Below are 25,555 nucleotides of genomic sequence, written 5' to 3'. Positions count from 1 at the left end.
ATGGCGGGATTAGTACTTAAAAATATAGAGAAAATATATGAAAATGGGTTTAAAGCAGTTAATGATTTTAATTTAGAAATAAATGATAGGGAATTTATTGTTTTTGTTGGACCATCAGGATGTGGTAAATCAACAACACTTAGAATGATTGCAGGTCTTGAAGAAATATCAAATGGAGAACTTTATATTGATGATAAATTAATTAATGATGTGGCTCCAAAAGAGAGAGATATTGCTATGGTATTCCAAAATTATGCATTATATCCTCATATGACTGTCTTTGAAAATATGTCATTTGCATTAAAGCTTAGAAAAACTCCAAAGGATGAAATTAATAAAAAGGTTCGTGAAGCAGCAAGAATATTAGATATAGAACATTTATTAGATAGAAAACCAAAAGCATTATCAGGTGGACAAAGACAAAGAGTTGCAATGGGAAGAGCCATAGTTAGACAACCTAAAGTTTTCTTAATGGATGAACCTCTTTCAAATTTAGATGCAAAACTTAGAGTTCAGATGAGAACTGAAATAGCAAAATTATATAATGAATTAAAAACAACATTTATTTATGTAACTCATGATCAGACAGAAGCTATGACTCTTGGAACTAGAATAGTAGTTATGAAAGATGGTATAGTACAACAAATAGCATCTCCAAAAGAAATATATAGCCATCCAAAAAATTTATTTGTAGCAGGATTTATAGGAAGTCCTCAAATGAATATTTTAAAAGGAAGTACCTATGGAAGTGATGGAAAAGTATTTTTAAAAGTACTTAATAGTGAGATTGAACTTCCAGAAGATAAAGCAAAAATTATAAGAGATACTAATAATTTAAATAAGGAAGTTGTAATTGGAATAAGACCAGAAAATATGAGTTGTAAGAAAGATGATATAAAAGATGCTAAATTCATTTTGAAATCTGAAATTGAAGTATCAGAGAATTTAGGGGCAGAAACATTCTTACATGTAAAAGGTGGAGAAGGAAAGCCAATAGTTATAAAAACAGCAACTGCTGATAACGTTAATACTACAGGGATATTGGAATTTACTTTAGATGTTAGTAAACTTCATATATTTAATAAGGAAACTGAAAAAACTGTATTTTAATAATTGAAATAATACCCTGTAGTGAGTGAAATTACTATGGGGTATTCTAATATAGGGGAAAGGAGAAAAAATGGATGAATAAACCGTGTATTGATGTATTTTTTTTAATAGGGCAGAGTAATGCATTAGGTATGGGAGATATTAAAGATGCACCTATGCCTAATTCAAAGTGTTTTGAGTATGTTGAAATTGATGAAATAATACCAATGAGAAAATTTTTAGATGTGTCTAGGGGGAATGGGACTATAGCACAAAATTTTGCGTTAAGATGGACAGAGCTTACAGGAAGGTCCGTTTGTTTTATTCAAAGTGCTGTAGATGGGTCAATGATTAAAAACTGGGGACATGATAGATATAATTATTTAGATAATGCAATTAAGAAGTTCGAAAGAGGTATTAACACAATAAGTAAAATATACTCTATTAATACAAAATATACGATATGGATTCAAGGTGAAAGTGACTGTAAATATGGCACCGATCCACTTTATTATAGAGAAAGGCTTAAAAAACTAGTTAATGATTTAAGAAAAATTGATAGTTTGGAAGTATTTTTAAGTTTAACAGGTTACTGGGATGGTGTTTCAGATAAAAGGGTAAATAATATTTTAGCAACTCAATGTATTGTCGCAGATGAAGTAGAAAATCTTATTGTTGCATCAAAAAAAGCAGTAACATTTAGAGAGAGAGGATTATTAATTGATGATGTACATTACAGTCAAGAGGCCTTAAATGAGTTAGGATTGGATATAGCAAACAATATTTATAAATATGAAAATGAAGGAAAATTAAATATAGAAGATACTGTTGATTTAAATAAAAATAGAGAATATATAAGAGAAATTATAAAATTGTATGATGGTATATAGGGTGGGTGATTAAAATGAGATTATATGTAGCTTTAGATATAGGTGGAACAAATATTAAGTATGGACTTATAAATGAATATGGAAATATAATTAAAAATGGGATTAGACCTACAGAAGCATATAAAGGTGGAGTAGGTATAATGGATAAAGTAAAAGAGATTATTAAATATTACAATGAACAATATATTATAAGTGGAATTTGTGTATCTACAGCTGGTATGGTATGTAGTGAGGAAGGTAAAATAATATATGCAGGAAGTACTATACCAAACTATACTGGAACAGAAATAAAAAAAATATTAGAAGATGAATTTGATGTTACATGCGAAGTTGAAAATGATGTTAATTGTGCAGCGCTGGGTGAATTTTGGCTTGGTGTTGGTGCTATGAAACAATCAATTGTATGTATCACTGTTGGAACTGGGATTGGAGGTGCTGTTGTATTAGATGGCAAAATTCATCATGGTTTTAGCAATTCAGCAGGTGAAATAGGATATACGATAGTAAATGGATTTCAAATACAAGATATAGCATCAACTACTGCACTCGTTAATAGTGTTTCAAGAAGAAAAGGAATATTATCTAGTGAGATTGATGGCAAATGTATATTCGATGAGTATGAAAAAGGTGATATTATATGTATAGAAGAATTAGAAAAGCTAATTAATAATTTATGTATAGGAATATCAAATATAGCATATTTACTTAATCCAGAAGTGATTGTATTAGGTGGAGGCATTATGGCTAGAAGAGATATAATAGCACCATTAGTTGATAAAGCACTTAATAAATATATTATAAAATCTGTAAGAGAGAATACAAAAATAGAATTTGCAAAATTAGAAAATTCAGCTGGGATGATTGGTGCATTATATAATTTTTTACAAAGACATAATGTAAATAATGAATAGGAAATGATATACTATTATAAAAATACAAATTATAGAAGGTGTATGAATGAGATTATTAAATGAACTTGAGAATCCTAGCTTTAAGGTTACTAAGTCAGATAAACTATTAATTGATTATATAAAATCCGATTTAGATAATGTTATATATAAATCAATATCAGAAATTGCAAGAGAATCAGCACTTGGAGAGGCAACTATAACAAGATTTAGCAAGAAAGCAGGCTTTAGTGGATTCCAAGATTTTAAAGTTACACTAGCTAAAGAACTATCAATAAAAAAGCAAAAGAGTGTAATTAGTCCACATGTAGCTAAAGATGAAAGAACGAAAGAAACTGCAAATAAGCTACTAAATTCAACAGTGGATGTATTAAGAAGTACTGTTGATAATATTAATGAAGAGGATATTTTAGAATGTAGGGAATTAATATTAACAGCTAGAAAAATATATTTTGTTGGTATAGGATATTCAGGAATAACAGCAGTTGATAGTAATTACAAGTTCATGAGAATTGGATTAAATACATGTCAATTAACAGATAGTCATACAATGATTATGATGTCTTCCATTATGGAAAGAGGAGACTTAGTCATAGCAATATCTCACTCTGGAACAACTAAAGAAATATTAAAAGCAGTAGAACAAGCTAAATCTAATAAGGTTAAGATTATTTCAATAACAGAAAATACAGAAAATAAATTAAGGGAACTTTCAGATATTAAACTTACTTATGTTTCAACTGAAACTGTATTTGAAACAGGATCGGTATCATCTAAATTACCACAAATTTTTTTAATGGATTTAGTTTATACAGAAGTTATTAAAGAAATGTTCAATGAAGCATTAGATAAAAAACTTAAAACAACACGTGCAATTGAAGTTTATAGAGAAAATTATTAAAAAATATAATAATTTTATTAAAGGGATATGAAATAATTTGTAGTTTTATATCTCTTTTTTTATTTTTATGATAAATTTAAGATGTTATAGTCTATTTAAATGATAAAATATATATTATGGAAATATTTTTGGAATATTAATTATAGAATGGTGGTGAAATTATGATAGACATTTGTTTAGTAGGCTGTGGTGGGGGAATGCCAATGCCATATAGAAACCTTTCTGTAGTTTTAATTAATGTAGAAGGAAGAAAGATACTTATAGATTGCGGTGAAGGAACACAAGTATCTATGAGAATGGCATCTTTAGGATTTAAGTCTATAGATGTTATATGTATAAGTCATATTCATGGTGATCATGTAAATGGAATGACTGGACTTCTTGGAACTATTGGAAATAGTGGAAGGACTGAACCTTTAACAATTATAGGACCAGAAGGAACAAAAGAACTTATACAATCTTATAAGCTTGTAGCTAAATATATACCTTATGAAATAAATGTTATAGAAAACCCTAGTGAAGTTAACTTTAATGTTAATAAAAAAGGAATAAAAGAGAATATAGAAGACAGTAACCTTATTTTAAATACTTTAGAATTACAACACTCTGCACCTTGTTTAGGTTATAGCTTATATATAAAAAGAAAACGAAAGTTTTCAGTTGAAAAAGCTATAGAAAATAATATACCTAAAACACTCTGGAGCGCACTTCAAAAAAATAAAAGTATAGTACATGACGGGAAAAAATATGAAGGTAGCATGGTTCTAGGTGAAGAGAGAAAAGGAATTAAAATAAGCTTTGTAACTGATTCAAGACCATTAGATACAATAAAATCATTTATAAATGAAAGCAATTTATTTATTTGTGAAGGAACTTATGGAGATAATGGAGATATTGATAAAGCAATAAAGAATAAACATATGACTTTTAGTGAGGCTGCAACTCTTGCAAAGGCTGGAAATGTTAATAGATTACTATTAACACATTTTACCCCTGCGATGATGGAGCCTGAAATTTTTAAAGAAAATGCTACAAAGATATTTAAAAACACAATTATTGGGGAAGATAGATTAACTATGAGTCTAAAATATGAAAACTAATAAAATTAATGGGTATGGGTGGTAAAATGACAATAAAGTTTATAAAAAAAGCATCCCTTTATGTTGTGCTAATAATTACACTAATAAGCTTAGGTTTAATGATAAATTTAAATATTAGTGATGCAGAAAAAATTCATGTTACATCAAGTGAAAAAATATATGTTCTTATATATTTTTTACTGTCTTTATGTGCCGGGTATGCTCTATATAAGATAAAGGATCAGAAATATTTTATATTAGGGTTATTTAGTGTAGCATTTATCATAAGGCTAATTTGGGTACTTAATATTAATAGTCAGCCAGTTTCAGATTTTACTCAAATGTATGAAGGTGCACAGAACATTTTAAATGGAAATACAGATTTAGTAAGAAATAGTGAATACTTTAGTGTATGGGTTTATCAGTTAGGATTTGCATTCTTCCAATCAAATATATTAAGAATATTTGGAGATTCAATAGAAGTATTAAAGGTAACAAATGCTGTTATTTCAGCTTGTATTCCAGTAGTTATATATTTAATATGCAATAATTTAAAAAGAGGCAATGGAAGTAGAATACCAGCTTTAATATACTGTTTTTATGTAACTAGTATAGCGATGACATCAGTCCTTACAAACCAACATCTTGCAACTCTTCTTATTTATATCGGGTTATATATATTTATGAAATACGATAAGAACTACATAGGATTAATTTTTTCTGGAATAATAATATCTCTAGGTAATGTAATTAGGCCAGAAGGTATAATAGTTATGATTGGAATAGTATTATTTTTAATATTTAAAGACTTTGATAATATAAGAAATATAAAAGTGTTTGTAACTAATAATATTGCAAAATCAATACTTATTTTAATAGTATATATGATGACAACTACGCTAGTATCTGCTGCGTTTAAAGGAATGGGGCTTACGGATTATAATTTAGGAAATAGAGAGCCGTATTGGAAATTTGTCGTTGGACTAAATGTAGATCATAATGGATTATGGAATCCAGATGATGGGGATTTAGTAAATAAATATCCATTAGGTGAAGAACGTGATGAATTTGAAAAAAAATTAATATTTGAAAGATTAGAAAATAAGGAAGAAATAGTTAAATTATTCAAAAGAAAGTTCGAATATATGTGGTCAGGAAGCGACTGGGGAAGTATTTCATTTGCTTTAAACTATGAAGAAGCACCAAAAGATTTAAGACAAATACTTTTAAGGACAGAAAAACTTCAGTTTATAGGTATAGTTATATTGGCGTTTGTATCAATAATAATTAGTATAGGAAAGAGGAAATATTTAGATAACTATCATTTGTTTATGATAATATTTATAGGCTATGTTCTTGCTCATTTAATTGTAGAAGTACAAACACGATATAGATATTTTATAATTCCATGTATGATTATATTAACAGCTGAAGTTTTTACAACTATATTAAATCTATCGAAAAGTAATGAAAGATAATAACAATTAAGAAATCACCAAAGGGATTTAAATAATTCCTTTGGTGATTTTTCTATTTATTATGAGATAACTTAGATCTTTTAGTAAACTTTTTGCCATTTGCATGAGCACCAGCTTTTTTACCATTATCGATTCCTATTTCAGCACCAGACTCTGAATACATTTTTCTCATTTCCGCATTAGACTTTGGCCTATCTTTTAATCTGTTTTTATTATTATCCATATAGAACGCCTCCTATTTAAACAAATATAACTCTATATTAGCTTATCCATATTGCATAAAAAAATAAGCTTATTTAGTATGTAAATATTTAAATGTATAAGTGAATTATTAGTAAAATTAATAATAAAATTGTTACTATAATTAAAAATAAAAAATAAATTTAAATAAATAGTTAAATTTATGAACTGAAATTAACTTATTTAAAAACAATCAGTAAAATTGGATATTTTATATAACGTAATGATATATTATGTAAATATAGAAAAAATATCTAATTAAAAGGGGGCAAATAATGATAGAACTAAAAAATATAAATAAAAGTTATAAAATGGGAAAAGAAATTTTTAATGCTTTAGATGATATAAATTTAAAGATTGAAAAAGGAGATTTCCTAGCTATTACAGGACCTTCAGGGTCAGGAAAATCTACACTTATGCATATAATAGGGGGACTTGATAAGCCAACTAATGGAGAAGTTGCAATAGATGGAAAAGATATAAGCAACTTTAAGGAGAAGGAGCTTGCAAAGTATAGAAGCACAAAAACAGGTTTTGTATTTCAAAACTTTAATTTAGAAGCTTCTCAGTCTGCATTAGAAAATGTAATGATGCCTTTAATATTTGCTGGAGTATCTGGTAAAAAAAGAGTACAGATGGCGACAGATGCTTTAACAAAAGTCGGACTTTCAGATAAGCTTAAAAATAAGCCAACTGAAATGTCAGGAGGACAAAGACAGAGGGTTGCAATTGCAAGAGCACTTGTAAATAATCCAGAAATAATATTTGCAGATGAGCCAACAGGTAATCTAGATTCAAAATCTGGAGAGCAAATAATGGGATTACTTAAGGAATTAAATAATAAGGGATATACCATTATTATGGTTACTCATAATAATGAACAAGCTAAAGAAGTTAAAACTGTAGTAACAATAAAAGATGGAAAAATAGAGGGGATTAATTCAAATGAAAATTAAAGATTACATAAAAATGGCTTTTTCGAACTTAGGTAGAAGAAAGTTTAGGACATTTTTAACAGCTTTTGCAGTAGCTATTGGTGTTATGCTTATAATAACAATGGTTAGTTTAGGAAAAGGTGTTGAAACGCTTATAACTGATTCATTAGGAGAGTTTAGTAACATTAATACTGTATCTGTAATACCATCAGAATATACTTCAGCTACAGATGACAGTGCAAATAATAACAATGAAAATTCAGTAGCAAACGTAAAATATAAAAAAATAACTAAAGAAAATATAAATAAAATAAAAGGTAAAGATAATGTTGAAAATGTTGTATCAAATTTTAGTGCTGATGCAACTAGTATAAAGTATGGAAAAAAAGATACAAAAATATCATCAATAAATGGAGTAGACACTAACTATAGTATATACTCAAAATCTGATGTAGAATCAGCAATAAAAAAGAAGAATGATACTAATATAAAATATTTAGTAGCTGGAAAGTTACTTAATGATAATAATAAAAATGAATGTATGATAACAGAAAAATTAGCAAAGAATTTAGGAATTGAAAATTTAAATGATGCAGTAGGAAAAGATGTAGATATCATTGCAGATAGAAGCTTTGCATCAATAAAAGAAGATCCCTTAAAAATCAAAGTTAAAATTGTTGGAATAATAAATGAAAATGTTAATTCAACAGAAGCTGTTGTGACAACAATCAAAGTAGCTGATAAAGTTAATGAGTTTATGAAGAGAAGTAATAAGTATACGTATGAGGAAATAGGTCCTACAACATTAAGCGTAAGTGTAAAAGATGCTGGGGATGTTAAGCCTGTTAATGAATACATACAAAAAGATTTAAAATATTCAACATTCTCAATGGTAGATGTTGCAGAAAAGATAAAATCTGTATTTATAGTAGTAAAATCAATACTAGCTATAGTTGGTATAATAGTATTATTTGTTGCTGCACTTGGAGTAATTAACACAATGGTTATGTCAATTTATGAAAGAACTAAATCAATTGGGGTTATGAAAGCAGTAGGAGCATCAAAAGGCGATATTAAAGCAATATTTTTAGTTGAATCTGGAACGATAGGATTTTTAGGAGGAGTACTTGGAACTGTATTTTCTCTATTTAATCTATTTATTATTAAAATAATAGCTAAAGCATTATTAGAATCAAAAGGTGTTTCAGATGTTGCATTTTTAAATAATGTATTTGAATCACCAATTAAAATAAGTATAATAACAATAGTATTTGCTATAGTTATTACAATATTAGCAGGATTATACCCATCTGCAAGAGCAGCTAAGTTAAATCCAATTGATGCATTAAAGTACGAGTAAGATATAAAATAAAACGGGATGTTTTTAAACATCCCGTTTTTTTGTTAAATAGTATCATTCATTCCTAAAACATCAATTCCGTAAATTCTAACAGCTGAATCTGAACCTTGAGCAGGCTTTGAAACATTTACTTTTACGTATCTAGCTTTTGTTGCCTTAAATGAATTAATTGTTTCTTTTAGTGAATTTTTCTTAATAGCTACAACTTCAGTGAAATTCTTACCATCTTCACTTACTTCAATTGTGTAGTCTGAAGTATTCATGTCAGGACTTTCGCCACCGGCTTCAGCATGAGCCATACGAACTTCACTAACTGTCATAACACTTCCAAGATCTATTGTAATGTTGTGTGGAGGAGTACCTACAGCACACCATTTAGTATCAGCCTTACCATCTAATGCAAATTCTGGTGCTTCGTTTGGATTTACAAAACTTGAAGCTTCAGCCTTTTTACCTTTTGAAAGATTAGTAAGATCTTTAGATGCTTTTTTGCTTACAGTAATAAGTTCTTCCATAACTTTTACATCTTCGCCTTTATCATTTTTAGCCTTTAAAGTAACATTGTAAACTCCTTCTTTATCGTAGCTTACAGTAGGTGCTTTTTCAGTACTTGTTTCAACTTTAGCACCTGGGAAGCTCCATTCTACAGTTTCAGTAACTTGAGAGCTTAAGTTTTCAAATTTAATTTCTTCGCCAGGAGTAACTAATGTTTTTGAAACTTTAAAGTTGGCTTTTGGAATACTATTATCTGGCCAATCCATTTTTGTAGTAGCTGATTTCCCGATTTTAAAGTCTTTATTAACTGCAATTACTTCAAATTCAGTTGAATCTGATTTGTCATTTCTCTTTAATGCGTTTAAGAAATATTTGTTATTTGGAGTTGCACCTAAGAAAGTTTTTGACTTATCTCCATTCACTTTATAAATTTCATAATGGCTAAGGTTTTCTTTGTCAGCCTCGTCCCAAGATAGTTTTACTCCAGCAAACATGTTATCTTCTTCAAAACTTGTATCATCAACTTTTAAGTTTGAAGCATCAACTTTTTTAGCTTCCTTATCAGCAGATACAGAAATATTTCCTAAATTTAAGTTTAAGTTACTTACAGCTTCTTTACTTGTAAGCTTATATGAAATTGTTTTAATTGATTTATCTTTTAACTTAGAAACATCATATGAAACAGTTGTCCATTCAGATCCAACAGCTTTATCTCCAGTTATTGTTTCAGAACTTCCATCATGGAATTCTAATACTAAATCAAGGTTTACTTCTTTATCGGATTTTGCTGTAGTTGTGAATTTAGTTCCTTTTTCGATTTTTAAATCAGCACTATAAAGTTTAATAGTTGAAGATTCATCAGCTCCAAGATTTCCTGCAAGCTTTATTGAATTTCCGCCATAGAAGGCATTAGAGAAATCAAGTGATGCCTTTAAAGTATTTGAACCTTCATTATCTATAATCCATCTATATGTTGGCATTATATCTGCAAGACTTCTGTTATTCCAATCAAGAGATGAAACTTTTTCTCCATCAATGAAGAAATTGTATCCGTTACCGATATTAAAGTTAGTTGTAAATGGAAGAGAATTAACAACAGTTTTTTCAACTGCATATGTTGATATACCTTTCCATTCTTTATCTTTAGTCTCAGTAGCTTTAGATGGATCACCTAATTCATTAACCCATAATCTATTTTCTTTAGATTGGAATTCATCTACGTTACTTGAAGAGAAATATGTCCAGCTTGGGCAATAAAGACCAAGTGAAGTAAGTGGAGCATTATCTTTTCCTTCGAATAAATCCCAACGAACTGGGGTATTTACTCCATTTGCTTGTACATCTATTCCAGCATATAAATCAAATGGATTTAAGCCAAGTTCTTTAGCTTTATCATTTGAAGCTTGTAGAAGTTCTTTATCTGCATATTTTTTATTAGTCCACCAGAAGTTTAAGAACATACTATCAGCTACAGACTCTTTATCTCCATCAATTAAGAAATAATCATTTTTTTCTGTAAGAGCATTTTGCCAATCCATTTCTCCATTTTCAGTTATTGAATCATACCACATAATTTCTAAATCATCTTTAGCCTTAGCTTTGAATTGTTTTATAAATTCTTGCATAAGTTCAGAATGTTTTTTAGTAATTTTAGCGCCTTCTTTAGCCGTATCTTTTTGATCTATAAAATCATTTTCTCCCTTTGTTAAACCAGTTTCTTGGTTTATAAACCATCCATCGAAGCCTAAAGTCTTAGCTGATTCGATAAGCTTGTCTACCATTGGGAAATTACCATCTTTATCTTTTACTAAGAATTGATCAACCCATTCAGCTTTTCCACCATGTTCAGTTGTTGGGAAGAAGACTGTTCCTAATACAGGTACACCATTTTTATGAGCTGAATCTGTTACATCAGCACTAGGAGGAACAATTATACCTTCACCAGCTGATCCACCCCAATAAACAAGTTTGTCTATGTATTGCCAATATGAGAATGTATTAGCACCAAATTTATTTGAACCTTGTGATGGGTTACCACTAGTACTTCCATTCATCATTGAAATAGCTACAACATTCATATCTTTATTTTGAGTCTCATTAACTGGAGTTAGTTTTTCTTTATCAACTCTTTTAGCAAGTGGAACTACACTTTTATTATACTCAACATTTTCAGCAGACTTTCCATCCCATTCTAATAATTGATTCGGGAACCAATGTGGTGCTGTTGGTTGATTCATCATAATAAGTTCAGATGAGTCGCCAGCTTCCTCTGTAATTTGGTAAGTTGCTTTAGTATCTCTACCAGCTGTAGAACCGCTTGAACATGATATTAAACCTAAACTTAAAGAGCATGCTAAACCTACAGTAATTAGAATTTTGATTTTTTTTGAACGCATAATAGAAAATCTCCTTTGTAAATAATATTTTACTAATCTGTAAACGATTAATTAAATTTTAACATGGAGGGTATTTGTAAAATAGTGTAGTAATTTTAGAAATAGTGAAATAATTCCAATAATAAATATAATGAAATATGCTTGACTATTAAAATAAAATAATATATTATAAAAAACAATTAAAGAAGATTTTTTAAATGCGTTGAAAAGGGAAAGTAAGTAATATAAGTTACTACAGAGAGAGGTTAGTTTGCTGAGATAACCTATAATAAGTATTAGTGAAGTGCCCCTTGGAGCAGAAAAGCCGAATTAAGTAGGTTTTTATGGGAACTCCCATTATAGAGTTAGAGTATTATTGTACTTGAAATGAGATGGATATTTATTATCTAACAAGAGTGGAACCGTGGAAGTTATAACCTTCTGCCTCTGTAGTATTACAGTGGCAGAAGGTTTTTTTGTTTTACGGATATCTTTAACTATTGAATATTTGCCGGCCAGCAAAAATATAAATTAAATCTAAAATGAAGGAGTAATTATTATGGAAATAAATATAAAATTAATATTAGCAATACTATTATCAATAGCATCAGTTTATCTTATATATAAGGTGAGGGCTAAAACAAATAAGTTCTCATATGCAACACTAACAGCACTTACTTTAGGGTTAATACTTGGGATTATTTTCAAAGAAAATATTTTATTTATGGATATAGTGGGAAAAGGGTATATGTCTTTAATTAAAATGATTGTTGTACCACTTGTTATGGTTTCATTAATAACAAGTATAGTTAGACTTAAGAACTTAGAAACATTAAAATCAATAGGGATTAAAACATTTGTTATATTACTTGGCACTACTGGAGTTGCAACTGTTATAGGTCTTATTGTAGCTAATTTATTAAAACTAGGACAAGGTTTAACTTTTGTAGGAGCAGAGAATTTTAAAGCTAGAGAAATACCAGGATTTTCACAAGTTTTAATTGACATGTTACCATCAAATCCTGTTGCTGCAATTGTAGATAATAGAATAATTCCTGTTGTTATATTCTCATTATTTATTGCAGTTGCACTAGTGATCGAAGATAATATTAATAAAGAAAAGGCAAAGCCTTTTAAAGATTTCGTATTATCAGCTTATGAAATAGTTTTAAGAATAACTAAGATGGTTTTAAGATTAATACCATACGGAGTATTTGCATTAATTGTAACAGCAGCAGCTAGCAATGGATTGGATACTATTAAGTCTCTAATATGGGTTATTGTAGCAGTGTATGTAGCTGCAATATTACAGTTTATATTTGTATACACACCACTTATTTCATTTGTTGCAAGAAAGAATCCATTACAATTTTTTAAAGGGATATTACCTGCACAAACTATGGCATTTACAAGTCAAAGTAGTTATGGAACATTACCAGTAACAATTGAATCCTTAGTTAATAGAGTAGGGGTATCAGAAAATATAGCAAGCTTTGTTGCACCTCTTGGATCAACTATTGGAATGAATGGATGTGGCGGATTATATCCTGCAATAGTTGCAGTATTTGTAGCTAACGTTTTTAATATAGAACTTACAACTTACTCATATATTTTAATAGTTTTAACAACTATAATATCTTCAATTGGAATAGCAGGGGTACCAGGTGCTGCGACTATGTCTACAACAGTTGTACTTGCAACTTTAGGATTACCAATAGAAGGAATGGCTATGGTAATTGCAGTTGACTCAGTAATAGATATGATGAGAACAACAACTAATGTTACAGGGTCAGCAGTAGCTGCATTAATTGTAGATGAAACAGAAAAGAGAAAAGTTTATAATTAGGAAGTTTAATAATATATAGATAAAAAAATGAGACAAGCAAATCAATAGGATATGCTTAGTCTCATTTTTTATTGAAAGCAATTACAATATACTAAGTCTTTATTCTAAATTCATTAGAACAACGCTTACAAGTAACTATTAGTGATTTTTTACCTCTTGGCAATCTAAGTTTCTGATTACATTTAGGACATTTAACAATTTTAAATTTTCTTTTTTGATCTATAGTATATTTTAATTTGCTAAATAAGAATGGAATTGCATCCATGCTTGTCCTTGGTAAGTTATTAGGTAGTCTCTTTCCGAATTTACCTAAAAGTTTATTTACTATATTTACGAACTTATTAAGTTCAGAAGTTCTTTTATATATATTTTTAGAAAAAGCTCTATAAATAATATATATAATAAGTAGCGTTCCAAGCAAGCTAGTATACTTATTAAAGTTTAAAAACATACTCACTATAAGTAAAAATATTGAAAGTATATCAAATCCATATGTACCATAAAAAATATTCAAAATGCTATCACCCTTTCAAAGTATTAAAAAATAGTTTAACACATAAAAGGGTTTTTTGGTAACAAAATTTAATAATAATATGAAAAAAATTATTTTTAATTAACTAATTATGAAAAAGTATACCTAGTAATTAAAACCATTGAATATATTGGAATAGTTATAGAGGCTAGGTATAGTGTTAATGTACTCTTTAGTATAGTTACCAACATAGGATTAATATTAGTTTAGTGTAAGAAAAAGTAATTTATAGAAATGATTCACCAATAAGAATACATTGAAAATATGTTATAAATATACATAGTAGCGTTAGATAGGGTAAAGAGTACTTTAACTAATAAGATATTGAGCTATTTTTATAGTTCAAAAAAATAAAAAGGAGTGGTACAAATGAAAGAAAAACTAATTGCTATAATATTATCTACTACATTATTAGGAGGGGCTGCCGCCATGGTATATACCTCAAAAAATGATAAGCCTAGTGAAGATAAAAAGAGTGAAATAGTTATGGATAATGGCAACTCTAAAAATGTAGAAGAAAAAGCTGATTTAAATAAAGGCAATGATAAAAATAAAGAAGTGTCTAAAGATAATGAAATATCAAAGGACAAAGATGTTGCAAAGGCTAACATAGAAAGCAAGAATGGTACAGCTGTAAATAATACAGTTAAAGAGACTAGTAAAAAGCAAACTTCTAGCAAGGGACAAGCTCAAAAAGATGATTCTAAAAACTCAAATACTGATTGTAATACAGAAGAGTCAGGAAATACATCAGAAAATAGAAGTGTTGAAAATCCACAAAGTCAACCATCTAATAAGCCAAGTGGTGGAAATTCAAGTAATATAAGTAATAGTTCAAATTTTATGGCACAAGTAGAATCTAAAATATTTGAAAAAGTAAATGTTGAAAGAGCTAAAGCTGGAGTACCAAAATTATCATATAATAATACTATGCAAAAATATGCAAGAATAAAGTCTCAAGATATGGGAGACAGAAACTATTTTGACCATACTGATCCAAATGGAAATCTTATAACTGCTAAGATGAAAGCAGATGGCGTAAGTTACAGAGCATGGGGAGAAAATATTGCATACATAGGCGGTGTATCTGATGCAGATGCATTAGCTAATCAATTTATGACTAATTGGATGAACTCACCAGGTCATAGACAAAACATTTTATCAACTAACTTTACTGGTATAGGAGTTGGTGTATATAAATCTGGTGATAGAGTATATGCAACACAAGAATTCTTTAAGTAAAGCAGTTAAATATGAAAACTAGAATTGTTCATATTTTTATGGTACAATTTAAATATGTTATTTAGAGCCGTACACTATTAAGTTAGTGTGCGGTTTTGCTTGTAGATGGATAAAGGATTATAACAGGAGGAGTACGGAGATGAAAGCGAATTATCATACGCATAATTATAGATGTAATCATGCAACAGGAACAGTGAACGATTATGTAGAAGAGGGAATAAAGGCAGGCCTTGAGGAACTTGGAATATCAGATCATTTACCTCACCCAGGAAAAGATATAGATAACTCACATAGAATGACTTATGAAGATTTATGTAACTACATTAAAGATATTGATATGGCTATAGAAAAATATGGTGATAAGATAAGTATAAAAAAGGGAATCGAATGTGAGTATTTTGAAGATTTTTTATGGCTTTATGATGAGTTAAAGGAAAAATATAAAGTCGATTATTTAATATTAGGAGCACACTTTTTCCCATATAAAGGCGAGTGGGGATACGTTGGGGCTGAACTTACAAAAGATATGTTAGAGGCATATTCAGACTTTGTAGTTAAATCTATGAGAAGTGGAATATTTAATTATATAGCTCACCCTGATGTATTTGGACTTGGATATAAAGAGTGGGACGAATGTGCAATAAAAGCATCAAGAAAAATATTAAAAGCAGCTGAAGAAATGAATATGCCAATAGAGATAAACGTAAATGGAATGAGAAGACCTAAAGTAAACTATAATAATGGTGAAAGATATGCATATCCAATGAAGGATTTTTGGGAATTATCAAAAGAATATAACGTAAAAAGAATTGTTGGAATTGATGCACATAATCCATGTGAACTTAATGACTTAGAGATGGGAATTAAATTTGCTAAAGAAAATGGACTAGAAATTATAGATAAATTAGAACTTTAAACAATATATTAAGGGAGTATATACGAATGTCGTGTATACTCTTTTTTTATGTAGATGATAATACTATCAAAATATATATGAATAAGGAAAAAATATTTTGAATTGATGAAAGTATTTTCGGTTAAAAAATAAAAGAAGAAAATCAAATCTAAAGGCTTTGAAAACATTTGCAAAGGAGAATAAATGTGCAATAATAAAAACATCAAATGGGAGGTGCACAAAAAATGAACAAAAAAATAGTAGCAATTACAGCATGTGCAGCAGGAATAGCACATACATATATGGCAGCTGAAAGTATAAATAAGGCTGCAAAGAAAAAGGGGTATATAGCTAAAGTAGAAACTCAAGGGTCTATTGGAGCTGAGAATGTACTAAGTGAAAACGATATAAAGGAAGCTGATGTAGTAATTATTGCAGCTGATATAGATATTGATTTATCAAGATTTTCTGGAAAGAGAGTTTTAGGAGTAAAGTCAATTGATGCAATAAAAGATGCTGAAGGATTAATTCTTAAAGCATATGATGAAGCGTTACTTTATGGAGAAAAGGGCGCAAAGGTTGGTAGTGTAACTTTAGGAAAAACAGATAATCAATTTATAAAGCATATAATGAGTGGTATATCATATATGGTTCCTATGTGTATTGCTGCAGGATTACTTCTTGCAATTGCAAATATATTTGCATTCCAAAAAGATGATCTTGGAAGAATAGTAAACTGGGGATTTGATAATACAACATTCATGGGATACTTTATGTCAAAATTATTTGCAGTAGGACAAGTTGGATTTAAATTAATGATTCCACTATTTGCAGGATTTGTTGCTAACTCAATAGCTGATAAACCAGCAATTGCACCAGCAATGATTGGAGCTTACTTAGCAAACGATCCAGAATTTTTAGGAACACAAACAGGTGGAGGATTCCTATCAGCTATATTAGTAGCATTTATAGTAGGATACATAGTAAAAGGGCTTAAGAGCATAAAGTGGCCTAAAATATTACAACCATTATTAGCAATTATGATTATTCCATTAATAGCTACTTTTGCAATTACAGTTATAGTACTTTTCTTAATAGGACAACCAATTGCAGGTATGATGGATTGGTTATATAACGGACTTACAATGTTAAATGAAAGATATGCAAGTGCACCATTTATAGTTGGAGCAATAATTGGAGCTATGATTGGATTCGACTTTGGTGGACCAGTTAATAAGACAGCATTAATATTTGGTACAGCAGTATTTACAGATACAGTAGCTAAATTTGGTATCCAAGATGCGAATTTTGTTCCAGGAACAGCAGCACAAGCTGCAATATCAGTTGCACCACTTGGTATATGGTTAGCATCTATAATGTTTAAAAATAAATTTACAAAAGATGAAAAAATATCAGCTAATTCAGCATTTGGTATGGGAATGGTTGGAGTAACAGAAGGTGCAATACCTTTTGCAGCAGCAAATCCAGTACAAATGATAATCGCATCAGTTGCAGGTTCAGCACTAGCAGGTGGACTAGTTGGATTATTTGGATGTAAGTTCTATGGAGGTATAGGATCACCCCTTGGAACGTTTATAGGATATATAGAACAGCCAATCCCATTTATAACATGGATAGGCTCAGTTTCAGCAGGTATATTAGTTACAGCATTAATACTTGGAGCACTTAAAAAACCAGTAGTTCAAGAAGAAATTGAAATAGATGAGATGATGGATGTTATTAATGAAGAAGGAATTCCATCAAACGTAATTACAGAGATAAGTAATATAAATAATGATGTTTTTAAAGAAACTCATATATATGTAGATGAAAATTCAAAAACACAAGATGAGGCATTTGAATTTCTAGCATCAGTTGCTTATGAAAATGGATTTGTTAAGAGTAAAGAAGAATATTTAAAAGGACTTTATAAAAGAGAAGACGAAGCTACAACAGGATTCAATGATGGTATAGCAATACCTCATTGTAAAAGCAATACAGTTAAAAAATCAGGGGTGTTTTTAATAAAGTTTAAAAACCCTATTGAGTGGGACTCATTAGATGGAAGTCCAATTAAAGTAGCATTTGGATTAACAATACCAGAAGATGGTGCAGATAATCACATTAAAATATTAAGTTCAATTGCAACTAAATTAATTGATGATGATTTTAGATATAAGATAGCAAATGAAAATGATAATAAAAAATTATACAACTTAGTTTCAACAATAGAGTTTTAAATAATTAAATTTTGACCTAAGTAGACTATTCTATTTAGGTCTTTTTATAAAAAGGAGAAAATTATGAAGAAGGTGCATGTTTATTCCCACACGCATTGGGATTATGAGTGGTATTTCACATCAAATGAAACAATTATACAGTTAATATATCATATGGATGAGGTTATAGAAGCTCTTCAAAATGGAAAAATTAAAAATTATCTTTTAGATGGACAGGTAAGTATATTAGATGAATATATAAAATTTATGCCAAGTAAATTTGAAACAGTTAAGAAGCTTGTTCAAGAAGGTAAGTTAATTATAGGACCTTGGTATACTCAAACTGATGAACTTATTATTTCAGGAGAGAGTATTTTAAGAAATTTATATTATGGAATAAAGAGTGCATCAAATTATGGAGATTATATGAAAATTGGATACTTACCTGATTCCTTTGGTCAAACAAAGGATCTTCCTAAAATATTAAATGGATTTGATATTAAAAGATCGATATTTTGGAGAGGTGTATCAAAGGATGAATGCCCATATAGAGAATTTAGATGGAATAGTGAAGATGGAAGCTCAGTTCTAGTTTATAACATTAAAGATGGATACTATTATGGTGGAAATCTAATATATAATGATGATGTTAAAGCAGTTGAGGAAACTATGCTAAATGGAGTTTTAACAGATAAGTTATTATTACCAGTTGGTGGAGATCAAAGATATGTAGATTTCAATTTAAATGAAAGAATTGATTATTATAATGTAAATACAAAAAACAATTTTAAATATGTAGAAAGTACTTGTGATGAGTTCTTTGATGAATTAGAAAAAGAAGATGGATTATTAGAAGTAAGTGGTGAATTTGTAAATCCATCAAATTCTAAAATCCATAGATCTATATATTCTTCAAGATATGATCACAAATATTTAAATGACAAAATTGAAAGAAGACTTATATATGTATTAGAACCACTTATGGTAATGGCAAGTAATTTAGGGTTAAATCCAAAGAGAGAAATGATTGAAAATATATGGAAGAAGCTTCTTATGAATCATGCTCACGATAGTGCTTGCGGATGTAATAGTGATAAAACAAATGAAAGTATACTATCAAGATTAATAGAGGTAGATGAACTTTCATATTCAGCTTGTGATTATATTACTAGAAAAATAAGTGAGTCTTTAAAAGGTAAAGGTAATAATGATTTAATATTATTTAATACATTACCGAAAATGAGAGATGAAGTTATTAAATTAAATATTACAACTAAGAAAAAAGATTTCAAAATATTTGATGATGAAGATAATGAAATATTAAGTGAGGTTTTAGAAGTTGTAAAAGAATATGGTGGAAGTATTAATAGAACATCAGAAGAAAATGATGAAAGCTTATATTTCTATATAAGCAAAGTAGCAATAAAATGTAATATTAAACCTTTTAGTATAAAAAGATTAAAGGTTATTGAAATTGATACAGCTAATATAGAAAAAGAAAATAGAGATAATTTTATAGAAGATAATTATTACAAAGTTGAACTTAAAAATGGTAATATAGATGTAACTAAAAAGGATACTTATGAAATTATTAAAGATTGCATAGTTATTGAGGAGTCTGGAGATGATGGAGATACATATGATTATTCACCCCCTATGAATGATGTGAGATATGTTCTTGATTTTAAAGATTCTAAATGTGAAATTTTAAATGGAGAACTATATAAAGAACTTAAGATAACAGGAAAGTTTAGTGTCCCTACTAACTTAACTGATAGAAGTGATTTAAATAAAAGTTCTTATATACCTTATATTATGAAAGTTATATTATCAAATAAAGGTATTATAGAATGTCATTTAGAAATTGATAATAATGCAGAAGACCATAGAATGAGAGTTGTAATTAACAGTAATGTTATTACAAATAACTCTATTGCAGATACCCCTTTTGGAATAATTAAAAGAGAGAATGTTCCAAAACATATTGATAATTGGAGAGAACTTAAATGGAAGGAAGAGCCATCACCTATTTATCCAATGTTACATTTTGTGAACTTAAATGATAATAAAAGGTCCCTAACTGTTATGTCAAAAGGAATTAAAGAATATGAAATTTTAGATAATTCAAAAGTTGCATTAACATTATTTAGAGGAGTTGGATACCTTGGTAAACCTGACCTTGTAAGAAGACCTGGAGTTGCATCAGGGAACGAATTTAAATATATAGAAACACCGAAGAGTCAGTTAAAAGGAAAACTTAAATTTAAATTTGCTATAAATTTAGATAATACGTTTGATAGTGCTAAAGTGAATGATATGTTTACGAAGTATGCTGTAACAGTACCATATTATCAAATACAGGAATTAAATAGATTTACAACTACATTAAAATATTTTGTAAGTCATCCTTTAGATAAAGAGATAGAACTATTTGAAAACTTAATCAATTGTGATAATTTAGAAGGGATTTGTGTAACTTCAATAAATGCATCAGATGATAAATCATATACAATTAGATTATTAAATTATTGCGATAAACGGGATAATACGGGATATATAGAAGTTAAGAATGGAAAAACTTATGAATGGGTTAATTTAAACAACAGAACATTAACAGAAGAAGTTGATGTTGATTGTAAAATAATAATGCCATCATTTAAAAAAGGTGAAATAAAAACAATTAAGATAAATTTATAGTTAATTATAACGAGTATTGGAGGAGTCATGAAGAAGGAGATAGTTTTAAGAATCAATCATTCTAAGATTAATTTTACATTTGTTGAGGAACAAATAGCTGAATATTTTTTGCAAGGAAAAGAGAGTGTCCCTATAAGTGAATTATCAAAGAAACTTAATGTATCACCTGCATCAATAACAAGGTTTTGCAAAAAAATAGGTCTTTCTAATTATAAAGAACTTATTTATTTATATAATGAGCAACTAAAAAATGAGAAAGAACATAATTTAAATAATATTGCAATAGATCTTCAAACAGAGTATTTTAATCTTTTTGATGATATCGATAAAAGTTTTGATGAAGAAAAGATTGAGAAGGTATGTAGTTATATTTATTCTCATAGACTTATCCATGTATTTGCATTAGGTCTTAGCGCAACGGCAGCACAAGATTTTAAGTTTAGATTTTCTAGAATGGGCAAATTTATCGAGGTAATCCATGATAGAAGTGCTATAGAAATGGCAACATCAATTCTAGAAAAAGGTGATTTAGTATTTTTATTTACTCTTAGAGGAAATAAAGCTTTAGAGAAAATTGGAGAAGATTTAAAGGAAAAAGATATAACCGTAATCACTATAACAGCAAATAAAAAGTCAAGTTTAAATAAAACATCTGATATTACGATAAATACATCAAACTTTAAAGGTGAAGAAGCAACAGGAATAATGTCTGCTCAAATTCCAATACTTGTACAAATTGACTTAATACATTATTACTATATAAGAAAATATAAAGAAGTACTAAATAGTTGGGTTTCAACTGAGAAGGTATTTAATAAGGAGTAGGAGAGAATATTATGGTTAAATTTCCTGAGAAATTTTATTTTGGAAGTGCATCTTCAGCAACTCAAAGTGAAGGTGCAATACATGAAGGAAATAAAGGAGAAAACATTTGGGATTATTGGTTTAAAACAGAAAAACATAGATTTCATAATGGAATAGGTACAGAGAATACATCAACTTTTTATAATAATTATAAAAATGATATAAAGTTAATGAAAGAGACAGGTCATAATTCATTTAGAATGTCTATAAGTTGGTCTAGATTATTTAAAAATGGATATGGTGAAGTTAATGAAGATGGTGTTAAATTTTACAATAACGTTATAGATGAATTAATAAAAGAAGGTATAGAACCTTTTGTTAACTTATTTCATTTTGACATGCCAATGGAACTTCAAAAAATTGGTGGATGGGAAAATAGAGATATAGTAAAATATTTTGCCGATTATGCAAAGACCTGTTTTATGCTATTTGGAGATAGGGTGAAAAGGTGGTTCACATTCAATGAACCGATGGTTCATGTGGAATGTGGATATTATCTAGGATTCCATTATCCATGTAAATTCAATCCAAAAGCAGCAGTTCAAGTAGCTTATAATACTGCTTTAGCTAACGCAATTGCAATAAAAAATTATAAAGAAATTTGTAAGGATGGAAAGATTGGAATTATTATAAATCTTTCACCTTGTTATCCAAGAAGTGAAAATAAATGGGATTTGAAAGCTGCTAGAATAGCTGATTTATTTGCTAATAAAAGTTTTTTAGATCCAGCAGTAAAAGGAGAATTTACTGAAGAATTAGTTGAGATTATAAAAAAGCATGATTTAATGCCAGAGTATGATAAAGCTGATTTAAACACAATAAAAGAGAATAGAGTAGACTTCTTAGGTGTTAATTATTATCAACCTAGAAGAGTTTGTGCAAAGGCAAATATGCCAAATGATGAAGCTCCATTTACTCCAGAATATTATTATGATAATTATGATATGCCAGGAAAAGTGATGAATCCATATAGGGGATGGGAGATATACCCTAAAGGAATATATGATATTGCTTTAAATATAAAAGAAAATTACGGTAATATTGAATGGATGATAACAGAAAATGGAATGGGAGTAGAAGGGGAAGATAGGTTTATAGTTGATGGAAGAATTGAAGATGATTATAGGATAGATTTTTATAAGGATCATTTAAGATGGTTAAATAAATCTATATTAGAAGGATCGAATTGCATTGGATATCATGTGTGGACATTTATAGATAATTGGTCATGGCTTAATGGTTATAAAAATAGATACGGATTAGTATCATTAAATATTGAAAATGGCGAGAGAACAATTAAGAAAAGCGGAAGATGGTTTAAGGAACTATCAAAAAACAAAGGATTTTAAATGAGGTGAATACTATATGTATGCATGTTTAGATATTGGAGGAACATCCATTAAAGTAGCAGTTGCAGATGATAATGGAAACCTTATAGAAAAGGATATGTTATATCCAAAGCATGAAATAAAAGAATTTACTGAAACAATAATAGAGTTTGTTTCTAGTATGAAGAATAAATATGATTTAAAGGGAATTGCAATAAGTTCTCCAGGAGCTGTAAATTCTAAAACAGGAATTGTTGGTGGAGTAAGTGCAGTACCTTGTATACATGGACCAAACTGGAAAGAAATATTGAAAAGTAGATTAGGCTTAAATGTTAGTATTGAAAATGATGCAAATTGCGTTGCACTAGCAGAAGTTTTTTCAGGTGTTGCAAAGGATGTAAGTGATATATTATTTGTAGTATCAGGAACTGGAATTGGTGGAGCAATTATTAAGGATAAGAAGATTCATCACGGGAAACATTTATATGGTGGAGAGTTTGGATTTATGATAATGGAAGACATAGATGGTAATTACAAAACTTTCAGTGAAGTTGCATCTACTATGTCTTTTGTAAGAAAAGCTAGGAAGTACTTTAATGATGAAACTTTAGATGGTAAAAAAGTATTTGAAATGGCTAGTTTAGGAGATGAAATCTGTATAAGTATATTAGATAAGTTTTATAATGAACTTGCAAAAGGTATATTTAATCTTCAATATATGTACGATCCAGAGTTAATATTAATCGGTGGTTCTATAAGTGAGAGAGAAGATTTTATTTCAAATATAGATAGGAAAATTGATGAAATACTTAAAGAAATTACAATAGCTGAAATAAAACCTAAAATATGTACTTGTACCCATAAAAAAGATGCAAATCTTATTGGAGCGTTAGCTCATCATTTAGAAGAATACAATATTTAAAAAGTATGACAGTCATTAAATTTAATGGCTGTCTTTCTTATCTTCATAAAATCAACAAATAATTTAGTTATAGTGGTATTCTAAAAAGGAGTATAATAAATGGGAGGAAATATTTTGAAAAATAAGAAAACGGTAATATATATATTAGTAGCTTTTACATTTATAATTTCAGGAGCGCTAATATTTAAAGAAAATAAAAATGCTAGAGTAGAAGAAGGTACGACTAGAAAAAGTGAAGCTAGCTCTATAAAAGCAGTTTACAAAGAAGGAAGAATGTATCCTATGGTAAATATAATTAATGATACAGAAAGTCTAAACCTTAAAATAGATGGAGTAGAAAAAAGTAACAAAGTAAGGATTGTAAATCCTAAAAATGGTGAGAGTATAGACATAAATAATGGTGAGATAACACTTAATAATGTAATAGAGAAAGATATAGACTATGGTATCTTATTAGATAATGATTTAATCGGAATAATAAGATCTGTAAACAATAAAGATGAAATTGATGAAGAAGCATTAACAGAAGAAATATATAATAGTTTAAAGTGTGCTTTATAGAGAGGAGTTTTTTATGAATTATTTAATACTATTTTTAGAAGGAATAATAACATTTATTTCTCCGTGTATATTACCTATGATACCAATATATATATCATATTTCATGGGAAGCAATGAAGAAAATAATAAAAGTAGAGCTTTTATAAATTCAATATTCTTTGTTATAGGGTTTGCATTTATATTTACTATGTTAGGTGGGGCAATAGGTACTTTTGGACATTTATTAAAAGATAATATTAAAGTTTTCAATATTATATCAGGTGGTATATTAATAGTACTTGGGCTTAATTATATAGGTATTTTAAAAATTGGAATATTACAAAGAAGTTTTAAAATGAAAACTAATGTGACAGAAAAGAAAAAGGGTAAAGCATCATCTTTATTGTTTGGAATGGTATTTGGAATTGGTTGGACTCCATGTGTTGGGCCATTTTTAGGATCTGCATTAATGATAGCTGCAAATTCAGGAGGATCTACAGAAGGTATATTAATGCTTTTAACATATAGTTTAGGTCTTGGAATTCCATTTATACTGTCTGCAATTTTAATAGATTCATTAAAGAATGCATTTAGTTTTATAAAGAGAAATTATAAAATAATAAATGTAATTTCAGGGCTTATTTTAATAATTGTAGGTATTATGATGGCAACTGGATATTTGAATTTAGTTTTATCTGTATTAACGTTTTAGGGTAAGGA

The 25,555-nt window shown here is 28.7% G+C and carries 21 protein-coding genes and 1 other annotated feature; of the genes, 18 read left to right on the top strand and 3 right to left on the bottom strand.

Features of this window, described 5'->3' with window-relative positions; all coding sequences use genetic code 11:
* The 6 genes from RSF37_RS00415 (at nt 1) to RSF37_RS00390 (ending at nt 6,345) form a co-directional block, all read left to right on the top strand.
* The gene (locus RSF37_RS00415) at nt 1–1,110 is read left to right on the top strand and encodes an ABC transporter ATP-binding protein (protein ID WP_332562393.1); all 1,110 of its coding nucleotides are present in this window, start codon (nt 1–3) and stop codon (nt 1,108–1,110) included.
* A 74-nt stretch (nt 1,111–1,184) separates the two neighbouring features.
* The gene (locus tag RSF37_RS00410) at nt 1,185–1,979 is read left to right on the top strand and encodes a sialate O-acetylesterase (RefSeq protein ID WP_332562392.1); all 795 of its coding nucleotides are present in this window, start codon (nt 1,185–1,187) and stop codon (nt 1,977–1,979) included.
* A gap of 14 nt (nt 1,980–1,993) precedes the next feature.
* Nucleotides 1,994–2,890 carry an ROK family protein gene (locus RSF37_RS00405; RefSeq protein ID WP_332562391.1) on the top strand — a complete coding sequence of 299 codons (897 nt, stop codon included), beginning with the start codon at nt 1,994–1,996 and terminating at the stop codon, nt 2,888–2,890.
* A gap of 46 nt (nt 2,891–2,936) precedes the next feature.
* The gene (locus RSF37_RS00400) at nt 2,937–3,788 is read left to right on the top strand and encodes a MurR/RpiR family transcriptional regulator (RefSeq protein ID WP_332562390.1); all 852 of its coding nucleotides are present in this window, start codon (nt 2,937–2,939) and stop codon (nt 3,786–3,788) included.
* Nucleotides 3,789–3,949: 161 nt separating this feature from the next.
* Nucleotides 3,950–4,888, top strand: a complete 939-nt coding sequence (locus RSF37_RS00395) for a ribonuclease Z (protein ID WP_332562389.1) — start codon at nt 3,950–3,952, stop codon at nt 4,886–4,888.
* A gap of 26 nt (nt 4,889–4,914) precedes the next feature.
* Nucleotides 4,915–6,345: a glycosyltransferase family 39 protein gene (locus RSF37_RS00390; protein ID WP_332562388.1), complete on the top strand. Its 1,431-nt coding sequence runs from the start codon at nt 4,915–4,917 to the stop codon at nt 6,343–6,345.
* A gap of 52 nt (nt 6,346–6,397) precedes the next feature.
* On the opposite strand, the gene RSF37_RS00385 is transcribed toward RSF37_RS00390, so the two are convergent.
* A complete protein-coding gene (locus tag RSF37_RS00385) occupies nt 6,398–6,568 on the bottom strand; it encodes a hypothetical protein (protein WP_332562387.1) in 171 nt (56 codons plus the stop codon).
* 292 nt (nt 6,569–6,860) lie between these two features.
* On the opposite strand from RSF37_RS00385, the gene RSF37_RS00380 reads away from it, so the two are divergent.
* Nucleotides 6,861–7,541: an ABC transporter ATP-binding protein gene (locus RSF37_RS00380; protein WP_332562386.1), complete on the top strand. Its 681-nt coding sequence runs from the start codon at nt 6,861–6,863 to the stop codon at nt 7,539–7,541.
* Nucleotides 7,531–8,880, top strand: a complete 1,350-nt coding sequence (locus tag RSF37_RS00375) for an ABC transporter permease (RefSeq protein WP_332562385.1) — start codon at nt 7,531–7,533, stop codon at nt 8,878–8,880. Before RSF37_RS00380 ends, RSF37_RS00375 begins: the two co-directional genes overlap by 11 nt.
* Nucleotides 8,881–8,924: 44 nt before the next feature.
* Here RSF37_RS00375 and RSF37_RS00370 read toward each other — a convergent pair whose 3' ends face one another.
* Nucleotides 8,925–11,771, bottom strand: coding sequence for an endo-beta-N-acetylglucosaminidase (locus RSF37_RS00370; protein ID WP_332562384.1), 2,847 nt, complete (start codon nt 11,769–11,771; stop codon nt 8,925–8,927).
* Between the two features lie 193 nt (nt 11,772–11,964).
* Nucleotides 11,965–12,202 (top strand) — a binding site (T-box leader).
* 107 nt (nt 12,203–12,309) lie between these two features.
* Between RSF37_RS00370 and RSF37_RS00365 the strand changes: the two genes are divergently transcribed.
* Nucleotides 12,310–13,596: a dicarboxylate/amino acid:cation symporter gene (locus RSF37_RS00365; protein WP_332562383.1), complete on the top strand. Its 1,287-nt coding sequence runs from the start codon at nt 12,310–12,312 to the stop codon at nt 13,594–13,596.
* A gap of 91 nt (nt 13,597–13,687) precedes the next feature.
* On the opposite strand, the gene RSF37_RS00360 is transcribed toward RSF37_RS00365, so the two are convergent.
* Nucleotides 13,688–14,110: a hypothetical protein gene (locus RSF37_RS00360; protein WP_332562382.1), complete on the bottom strand. Its 423-nt coding sequence runs from the start codon at nt 14,108–14,110 to the stop codon at nt 13,688–13,690.
* Nucleotides 14,111–14,497: 387 nt separating this feature from the next.
* Between RSF37_RS00360 and RSF37_RS00355 the strand changes: the two genes are divergently transcribed.
* The 9 genes from RSF37_RS00355 to RSF37_RS00315 all read left to right on the top strand — a co-directional run bounded on the left by RSF37_RS00355 (nt 14,498) and on the right by RSF37_RS00315 (nt 25,547).
* A complete protein-coding gene (locus RSF37_RS00355; RefSeq protein ID WP_332562381.1) occupies nt 14,498–15,370 on the top strand; it encodes a CAP domain-containing protein in 873 nt (290 codons plus the stop codon).
* A 139-nt stretch (nt 15,371–15,509) separates the two neighbouring features.
* Nucleotides 15,510–16,286, top strand: a complete 777-nt coding sequence (locus tag RSF37_RS00350; protein ID WP_332562380.1) for a histidinol-phosphatase — start codon at nt 15,510–15,512, stop codon at nt 16,284–16,286.
* A gap of 224 nt (nt 16,287–16,510) precedes the next feature.
* Nucleotides 16,511–18,505 (top strand): fructose-specific PTS transporter subunit EIIC, encoded by a 1,995-nt coding sequence (locus tag RSF37_RS00345; RefSeq protein WP_332562379.1) that lies wholly within the window; start codon nt 16,511–16,513, stop codon nt 18,503–18,505.
* 63 nt (nt 18,506–18,568) lie between these two features.
* Complete coding sequence (locus RSF37_RS00340; protein ID WP_332562378.1) at nt 18,569–21,181, top strand: glycoside hydrolase family 38 C-terminal domain-containing protein; 2,613 nt, start codon at nt 18,569–18,571, stop codon at nt 21,179–21,181.
* Nucleotides 21,182–21,208: 27 nt separating this feature from the next.
* Nucleotides 21,209–22,006 carry a MurR/RpiR family transcriptional regulator gene (locus RSF37_RS00335; RefSeq protein ID WP_332562377.1) on the top strand — a complete coding sequence of 266 codons (798 nt, stop codon included), beginning with the start codon at nt 21,209–21,211 and terminating at the stop codon, nt 22,004–22,006.
* An 11-nt stretch (nt 22,007–22,017) separates the two neighbouring features.
* Nucleotides 22,018–23,394, top strand: coding sequence for a glycoside hydrolase family 1 protein (locus RSF37_RS00330; RefSeq protein ID WP_332562376.1), 1,377 nt, complete (start codon nt 22,018–22,020; stop codon nt 23,392–23,394).
* Nucleotides 23,395–23,410: 16 nt separating this feature from the next.
* On the top strand, nt 23,411–24,295 hold the full coding sequence (locus RSF37_RS00325; protein WP_332562375.1) for an ROK family protein: 885 nt from the start codon (nt 23,411–23,413) through the stop codon (nt 24,293–24,295).
* Between the two features lie 114 nt (nt 24,296–24,409).
* Entirely contained in the window at nt 24,410–24,856 is a 447-nt protein-coding gene (locus RSF37_RS00320; protein ID WP_332562374.1) for a hypothetical protein, read from the top strand.
* Nucleotides 24,857–24,869: 13 nt separating this feature from the next.
* The gene (locus RSF37_RS00315; protein WP_332562373.1) at nt 24,870–25,547 is read left to right on the top strand and encodes a cytochrome c biogenesis CcdA family protein; all 678 of its coding nucleotides are present in this window, start codon (nt 24,870–24,872) and stop codon (nt 25,545–25,547) included.
* Nucleotides 25,548–25,555 lie beyond the last annotated feature (8 nt).

The sequence above is a fragment of the Clostridium sp. genome, from assembly GCF_036643715.1.
GTDB lineage: Bacteria > Bacillota > Clostridia > Clostridiales > Clostridiaceae > Clostridium.
Note: the sequence above shows the minus strand (reverse complement) of the source record. Positions and strands in the feature narration are given on the sequence as shown.